Source organism: Streptomyces herbicida, from assembly GCF_032656585.1.
GTDB classification, from domain to species: Bacteria; Actinomycetota; Actinomycetes; order Streptomycetales; family Streptomycetaceae; genus Streptomyces; species Streptomyces herbicida.
On sequence record NZ_JAUYWJ010000058.1, the window covers coordinates 1 to 8,772 of the forward strand.

Sequence of the window (8,772 nt, forward strand, 5' to 3'; positions counted from 1 at the left end):
AATCCGGCCGCACACCCCACGATTCGAGGAGGCGGAACAGCGCCACCTCGACCGCGAAGAGCGCGGGCTGGGCGCACCCCGTCTGATGCAGGGTCTCGGCGTCGGTGTCGACCGGCGCGTCCAGACGTGCACACACCTCGTCGTACGCATCGGCGAACACGGGGAACGCCCCGTACAGCTCACGCCCCATACCGATCCGCTGCGAACCCTGACCCGAGAACAGGAAGCCGACCTTGCCTCCGGGCCGGCCCTGGACGACTCCGGGCGACGGCATTCCGGCGGCGAGGTAGCCCAGTCCGCGGCGGAAGTCGTCACTGCTTTCGCCGATGACGGCCGCCCTGTGGCGCAGGGCGCTCCGGGTGGTGGCCAGCGAGAAGCCGACATCGGCGAGTGGCATGCCGTCCTCCACGAAGGCCAGCAGTCGTCGTGCCTGGTCGCGTAGCGCAGCGCTGCTCTTGGCGGAGAGGACCCACGGCAGGAGGGCCGGGGTCGGAGTGGCGGTGGCCTCTTCGGCCGGGGTCGGCGGCGCCTGTTCGATGATGGTGTGGGCGTTGGTGCCGCTGACGCCGAAGGACGACACGGCGGCCCGGCGCGGGTGATCGGTCTGCGGCCACTCCACGGCCTCGGTCAACAGCCTGACGTCACCGGCCGACCACTCCACGTGCGGCGTCGGCTCGTCCACGTGGAGGGTCTGCGGGAGGACGCCGTGGCGCATGGCCATGACCATCTTGATGATGCCGCCGACGCCCGCGGCCGCCTGCGCGTGGCCGATGTTGGACTTCAGCGAGCCCAGCCACAGGGGCTGTCCTTCGGGCCGCTCCCGGCCGTACGTGGCGAGCAGCGCCTGTGCCTCGATCGGGTCGCCCAGCTTCGTCCCCGTGCCGTGCGCCTCCACCGCGTCGATGTCGGCGGCGGTGAGATCCGCGGAGATGAGTGCCTGGCGGATGACCCGCTGCTGCGCCGGACCGTTCGGCGCGGTCAGGCCGTTGGACGCGCCGTCCTGGTTCACGGCGCTCCCCCGCACCACCGCCAGGACCTCGTGGCCGTTGCGCGTGGCGTCGGACAGCCGCTCCACCAGGAGCATGCCGACGCCCTCGGCCCAGCCCGTGCCGTCGGCCCCGGCGCCGAACGCCTTGCACCGTCCATCAGGGGCCAGCCCGCGCTGGCGGCTGAACTCCACGAAGGCCCGCGGGGTGGACATGACCATCACGCCGCCGGCCAGCGCCATGGAGCACTCGCCGTTGCGGAGGGCCTGGACGGCCCAGTGCAGGGCCACGAGCGACGACGAGCACGCCGTGTCGACGGTGACGGCCGGGCCCTCCAGGCCGAGGGTGTAGGCGATGCGGCCGGACATGATGCTCGCGGAGTTGCCCGTGCCGAAGAAGCCCTCGGAGTCGTCGATCGCGTTGAAGGCCTGGGCGGCGTAGTCCTGGTAGCCGGAGCCGACGAAGACTCCGGTACGGCTGCCGCGCACCGACTCCGCATCGATGCCGGCCCGCTCGAACGTCTCCCACGTGGTCTCCAGCAGCAGGCGCTGCTGCGGATCCATCGCCACCGCCTCACGCGGGCTGATCCCGAAGAACCCCGGGTCGAACTCCCCCGCGTCGTACAGGAATCCACCGCGACGCGTGTACGTCTTGCCCGACGCGTCCGGGTCGGGGTCGTAGATGCCGTCCACGTCCCAGCCCCGGTCCGCCGGGAACTCGCCGACCGCGTCACCACCGGAGACCACCAACTGCCACAGGTCCTCCGGCGAACGCACCCCACCCGGATACCGGCACGCCATACCGACGATCGCGATGGGGTCGTCGTCCTCGACGGGCGCGGCGGCCGCTTCCGGTGCGGCCGCGGTGGTGAGGCCGGTGAGCTCGGTGCGCAGCTGCCGGGCGAGTGCCTGGGCGTTGGGGTGGTCGAAGACCAGCGTGGAGGGCAGCGCGAGGCCGGTCTCGGCGTTGAGCTCGTTGCGCAGTTCGACGGCGGTCAGGGAGTCGAAGCCCAGGTCCTTGAAGGCGCGGTCGGCCTCGACCTCGTCGGCGCCGCTGTGGCCGAGGACGGCCGCCGCGTGCGTACGGACGAGGTCGACCAGCAGCGTGTGCTGCTCGGTCTCGGGCATCCCGGTGAGGCGGTCGGCCAGGGGCGAGGCGATGGCCGTGCCGGGCTCGCCGACGGTGCTGCCCGCGGTGAGTATCCGTTCGGCCTCGGGGAGGTCGCCGAGCAGCGCGCTCGGGCGGCCCACGGTGAACGGGGGCAGGAACCGCTCCCAGTCGACGTCGGCCACCGTGACGGTCGCCTCGCCGGAGTCCAGCGCCTGCCGGAGGCCGGCCACGGCAAGCGCGGTGGGCATCGGGATCAGACCGCGGCGGCGCAGTCGTTCGTCCGCGCCGTCGGCCTCGGCCATGCCGCCGCCGGCCCACGGGCCCCAGGCCACGGCGGTCGCCGGCAGGCCTTGGGCCCGGCGGCGTTCGGCGAGTCCGTCGAGCAGGGCGTTGGCCGCGGCGTAGGCGGCCTGGTAGCCGCTGCCCCACACGCCGGCGATGGACGAGAAGAGGACGAAGGCGTCAAGTTCCCGGTCGGCGAGGAGCGCGTCGAGGTGCAGGGCGCCGGCTGCCTTGGCGGACAGCACGTCGGCGAAGGCGCCCGGCGTCATGGTCTCCAGCGGCTCCAGGTGGTCCACGCCCGCCGTGTGGACCACCGCGTTCACCGGGTGCTCGGCGAGCAGCGCGGCGAGCGCCGAACGGTCGGCGACGTCGCACATGGCGACGGTGACTGCGACACCCGTCGCCTCGAGCTCTGCGACGAGACCCGCCGCACCCGGCGCATCGAGGCCGCGGCGGCTGGTGAGCACCAGGTGCTCCGCACCCGCGCCGGCGAGCCAACGGGCGACGTGTCCGCCCAGCGCACCCGTACCACCGGTGATCAGCACCGTGCCGCGCGGCGACCACCGTTGCCCGGCCCGACTGTTCCGGCGGGCGGCGGCGTGGGACAGCCTGCGGCCGAACACGCCGCGGGCGCGGATCGCGACCTGGTCCTCGACCGACTGGCCGAGGACCGCGGCGAGGCGTCCGACTACGCGGTCGTCGACCGTGTCCGGGAGGTCGATCAGACCGCCCCAGCGCGGGGCGTGCTCCAGCGCGGCGACCCGGCCGAGGCCCCAGACGGCGTTCTGGGCGGCGCTCGGCACCGCGTCCGCCCGGCCGGTGGACATGGCGGACCTGGTCAGCGCCCACAGCGGGGCGTCGATGCCCGCGTCGCCCAGTGCCTGGACGAGCGCGAGGGACAGCGCGGTGCCGACGGAGAGGACCGGGTGGCCGGCGTGGGGCCGCTCGTCGGTGCCGAGCAGGGAGATCACACCGTCGACCGGGGTCTCCCGGACGGCGTCGCCGAGCTGCTGCAGAAGTGCGCCACGGTCGGCGGCCGGGTCGACCACCACCCGGACCAGCCGGGCCCCGCGGGCGGCGAGCCCGTCGGCGACGGCGGCGGTCCACTCGACGGCCTCGGTGTTCTCGGTGTCCTCGGTGACCAGGAACAGCCAGTCGCCAACCAGTTCGTGTGCGCGGAGGCCGCTGAGCGGCTTCCAGCCCGTGCGGTAGGACCAGCCTTCCACCGCGGACTCCCGGCGCTGCTGCCGGCGCCACGCGGACAGCCGGGGCAGCACCGCGTCCAGTTGCCCGGCGGGCAGGTCGAGGGTGGCGGCGAGGGACTGGGCGTCCTCGCGCTCCACCGTCTCCCAGAACCCGGCCTCCACGGCGTCGGTCCCCGCGGCGACTGCAGTGGGCGCGGTGGTCTCCAGCCAGTACCGCTGGTGCTGGAAGGCGTAGGTGGGCAGGTCGGCGCGCCGGGCGCCGCGGCCGGCGAAGAACGCCTGCCAGTCGACGGGGACGCCGTGCACGTGGAGCCGCGCGACGGCGCCGGTGATCGCCTCGGGCTCGGGGCTGCCCGACCGTGCGGAGGGAACGGCGACCGCGCCGTCCAGGCAGCCCTGGGCCATGGCGCTCAGCGCCGCGCCGGGGCCGGTCTCCACGAACGTGGTCACGCCCAGCTCGCCCAGGGTGCGCATGCCGTCGGCGAAGCGCACGGCCTCGCGGACGTGCCGGACCCAGTAGTCCGCTGTGTACGCGTCGATGAGTTCACCGGTGAGGTTCGAGACGACCGGTGTGCGGGGCGTCTCGAAGCGCAGGCCGTCGACGACGCGGGCGAACTCCTCCAGCATGGGGTCCATCAGCGGCGAGTGGAACGCGTGGCTCACGGTGAGCCGGGAGGTCTTGCGGCCCTGCCGGGCGAAGAAGTCCGCGACGGCGGCCACGGTGTTCTCGGTTCCGGAGACCACGACGGACTGCGGGCCGTTGATGGCCGCGATGTCGGCGTCGTCGGTGAGGTGCGGCAGCACCTCGTCCTCGGTGGCCTGGACGGCGATCATCGCCCCGCCGGCGGGCAGCGCCTGCATCAGCGCGGCACGAGCCGTCACCAGTGCGGCCGCGTCCTCAAGCGACAGGGCTCCGGCCGCGTGCGCGGCGGCGATCTCGCCCACGGAGTGCCCGGCCAGGTAGTCCGGCCGCACGCCCCATGACTCCAGTAGGCGGTGGACGGCGACCTCGTGCGCGAACAGCGCGGGCTGGGTGAAGGTGGTCTGGTTCAGCTCCTCGCCGTCCTCGTGACCGTTCTCGCCGAAGGCCACGTCCCGCAGTGGCCGGTCGAGGTGCCGGTCGAGGTGGGCGCACACCTCGTCGTACGCCTCCGCGAAGACCGGGAATGCCTCGTACAGTTGCCGCCCCATGCCGATGCGCTGCGAGCCCTGCCCGGAGAACAGGAACCCGACCTGGCCGGCGTCGGCGCGGCCGAGGTCGACGCCGGGAGCGGGCGTCCCCGAGGCCAGGGCCCGCAGGCCCTCGGCGATCCGGCCGCGGTCGGCACCGACCACGGCGGCGCGGTGCTCCAGGGCGGCCCGGGTGGTGGCCAGCGAGAAGCCGACGTCGGTGAGGGACGGTTCGGCTCCCTCGGCGGTGAGGGACAGCAGGCGCTCGGCCTGGGCGCGCAGCGCGGCCTCGGACTTGCCGGACAGTACCCACGGCACGGTCGCCGAGGCGACCTCGACCGGTGCGACGGCGGCCGGTTCGGCCACCGGAGACTGCTCGATGATCGTGTGGGCGTTGGTGCCGCTGACGCCGAAGGACGACACGGCGGCCCGACGCGGGCGGTCCGTCTCCGGCCACTCCACGGCCTCGGTCAGCAGCCGCACCGCGCCCGCCGACCAGTCCACGTGCGGCGTCGGCTCATCGGCATGCAGCGTCCGCGGAAGGACGCCATGGCGCATCGCCATCACCATCTTGATCACACCGGCCACGCCGGACGCCGCCTGGGCATGACCGATGTTGGACTTCAGCGAGCCCAGCCACAGCGGCCGGCCCTGCGGCCGCTCCTGGCCGTATGTGGCGATCAGCGCCTGCGCCTCGATCGGGTCACCCAGAGCGGTTCCCGTGCCGTGCGCCTCCACCGCGTCTACATCGGCCTCGGCGAGCCCTGCGGAGGCGAGGGCCTGCCGGATGACCCGTTGCTGCGCCGGGCCGTTCGGCGCGGTCAGGCCGTTGGACGCGCCGTCCTGGTTGACCGCACTGCCCCGCACGACCGCGAGGACCTCGTGGCGGTTGCGCACGGCGTCGGAGAGACGCTCCACGAGCACCACGCCCACGCCCTCCGCCCAGCCGGTACCGTCCGCGTCGGCGCCGAACGCCTTGCAGCGGCCGTCGGCGGACAGTCCGCGCTGCCGGCTGAACTCCACGAACGCAGCCGGTACGGCCATGACGTTCACACCGCCCGCGACGGCCATCGTGCTCTCGCCGTTGCGCAGCGACTGGATGGCCAGGTGCAGGGCGACCAGCGACGACGAGCACGCCGTGTCAACGGTGACGGCCGGGCCCTCCAGGCCGAACGAGTAGGCCACGCGCCCGGAGACGACGCTCGCGGCGCTGCCGGTGAGCAGGTGGCCCTCGACGCCTTCCGGGACCTGCGGGATGCCTGCGCCATAGCCCTGATAGGACATGCCGACGAACACGCCGGTGCGGCTGCCCTTCAGGGAGGCCGGGTCGATGCCGGCCCGCTCGAACGCCTCCCACGAGGCCTCCAGCAGCAGGCGCTGCTGGGGGTCCATCGCGAGCGCCTCACGCGGCGAGATCCCGAACAGGGCGGCGTCGAAGTCGCCCGCGTCGTAAAGGAAGCCGCCGTCGCGCGCGTACGTCTTGCCCGGGGTGCCCGGGTCGGGGTCGTAGAGGTCCTCGACGTCCCAGCCGCGGTCCTCGGGGAAGCCGGAGATCGCGTCGCCGCCGGAGGTGACGAGCTGCCACAGGTCCTCGGGCGAGTCGACGCCGCCGGGGAGGCGGCAGCTCATGGCCACGATCGCGATGGGTTCGTCGTCGGCGGCGGCCGTGCGCTGCTCCTGCCGCGGGGCGCCTTGCGCACCGAGCAGTTCGGCGCGCAGGAACCGGGCCAGGGCCGTGGCGTTCGGGTAGTCGAAGACCAGCGTGGTGGGCAGCTTCAGGCCGGTGTCGGCCGTGAGCTTGTTGCGCAGTTCGACGGCGGTGAGCGAGTCGAAGCCGAGGTCGTTGAACGCCCGACCGGGCTCCACGGCCGCGGCGCCGTCGTGGCCGAGCACGGCGGCCGCGTGCGTGCGGACGAGATCCACCAGCGTGCGGTCCTGCTCGCCCGCCGACAGCCCGGTCAGCTTCGCGGCGAGCGCGTTGCCGGCTTCGGCGCCGCCGGAGGCCGGGGCCTCCAGAGCGCGGCGCGCCTCGGGCACGTCGGAGAACAGGGCGCTGGGGCGGGCGACGGTGAACGGACCGATGAACCGCTCCCAGTCGAAGTCCGCGACGGTGAGGGCGGTCTCGCCGTCGGCCAACGCCTGCTGGAGCGCGGAGAGCGCAAGGGCGGGCTGCATGGGGGGCAGGCCGCGGCGGCGCAGCATCTCCTCTCCGTCCCCTACGGCGGCCATGCCGCCCTCGGCCCAGCCTCCCCAGGAGACAGCGAGCGCGGTGCGTCCGTGCGCCCGCCGGTACTCGGCGAGGGCGTCCAGGTAGGCGTTGGCCGCCGCGTAGGCGCCCTGGCTCGCGCCGCCCCAGATGCCGGCGCCCGAGGAGAACATGACGAACGCGTCTAGCTCCTGACCGGCCAGCAGTTCGTCCAGGTGGGTGGCACCGGCGGCCTTGGCCGCCACCGTGCCGGCGAACCCGGCCGGGTCGGAGTCCTCGATCATCACATGGTCACCGACGCCTGCGGCATGGACGACGGCGTTGACGGGGTGCTCGGCCAGCAGCGCCCGCAGGGCGTCACGGTCGGCCGCGTCACAGGCCACGACGGTCGCGGCCGCGCCCAACTCCTCCAACTCCGCGACGAGCTCCGCGGCGCCGGGCGCCGCGGGGCCGCGACGGCTGGTGAGCACCAGGTGCTCCGCACCCGCGCCGGCGAGCCAGCGGGCGACGTGCCCGCCCAGCGCACCCGTACCACCGGTGATCAGCACCGTGCCGCGCGGCGACCACCCGTGGGCGGGGCCGTTGGCGGAGGCGGCCCGGACGAGCCGACGCCCGAAGACGCCCGAGGCGCGGACCGCCACCTGGTCCTCGGCCGTCTGGCCGAGGACTGCGGCCACGCGGGCCGCGGTACGGGCGTCGAGAAGATCAGGAAGGTCGAGCAGTCCGCCCCAGCGCTGCGGGCATTCCAGCGCCGCCGCCCGACCGAAGCCCCACACTTGCGACTGCAGCGGGCGGTCCACGCGGTCGGAGCGGCCGGTGGCCACCGCGCCGCGCGTGGCGCACCACAGCGGGGCGTCGACGCCCGCGTCGCCGAGCGCCTGCACCAAGCAGAGGGTCGCGGCGAGGCCGTGCGACAGTCCGGGGCGGCCGACCGAGGCACTCTCGTCCTCGGCGAGCAGGGACAGCACGCCGGCCACCGGGCCGACGCCGGCCAACTCGCGGGCCAGTGTCGCGCGATCGGTGCCGGGCCCGGCGACGAGCGTCACCAGTTCCAGGCCGCGCTCGCCGAGCGCGGTGCGGACCGAGGCGGTCCACTCGCTCTCCCCGGCCACGACGAGCAGCCAGGCCCCGGACGCGCCGGGCTGCGGAAGTGCCCCGAGCGGCTTCCACGTGACGCGGTAGCGCCAGCCGTCGACCACGGACTGCTCGCGGCGCTGACGGCGCCATGCGGACAACCGGGGCAGGATCACGCTCAGCGAGGCGTCCGCGCCGACGCCCAGGGTCGCGGCGAGGGACTCCGCGTCCTCACGTTCCACGCTGTCCCAGAAGCCGGAGTCCGCCGTGTCGACCGGGGTGCCGGTGGCGGCCGGGTCCTCGTCCCCCTCCAGCCAGAAGCGCTCGTGCTGGAAGGCGTAGGTGGGCAGGGTGACGCGGTGAGCGCCGGGGAAGAGCGCCTGCCAGTCCGGGGAGACGCCGTGCACGTGCAGTTCGGCGAGCGCGGTGACGAGGGCCTGCTGCTCGGGGCGGTCACCGCGCAGCACGGGCACGGTGACGGCCTCGTCCGCGCAGGCCTGCGCCAAGGCGCTGAGGACGCCGCCGGGACCGATCTCCACGAACGTGGTCACGCCCAACTCGCCGAGGGTCTCGATGCCGTCCGCGAAGCGCACCGCCTCACGGACGTGCCGAACCCAGTACTCAGGGGTGTAGGCCTCGGCCAAGCCGCCCGTGAGGTTGGAGACCACCGGGATCCGCGGCTCACTGAACGTCAGACCGCGGACGACCTCGGCGAACTCCTCCAGCATCGGCTCCATCA

At 74.2% G+C, this 8,772-nt stretch carries 1 protein-coding gene; it reads right to left on the minus strand.

Annotation, left to right across the window (positions count from 1 at the left end):
- On the minus strand, positions 1 to 8,772 hold an 8,772-nt coding region (locus Q8A52_RS48520; protein ID WP_456300759.1), incomplete at both ends, for a type I polyketide synthase.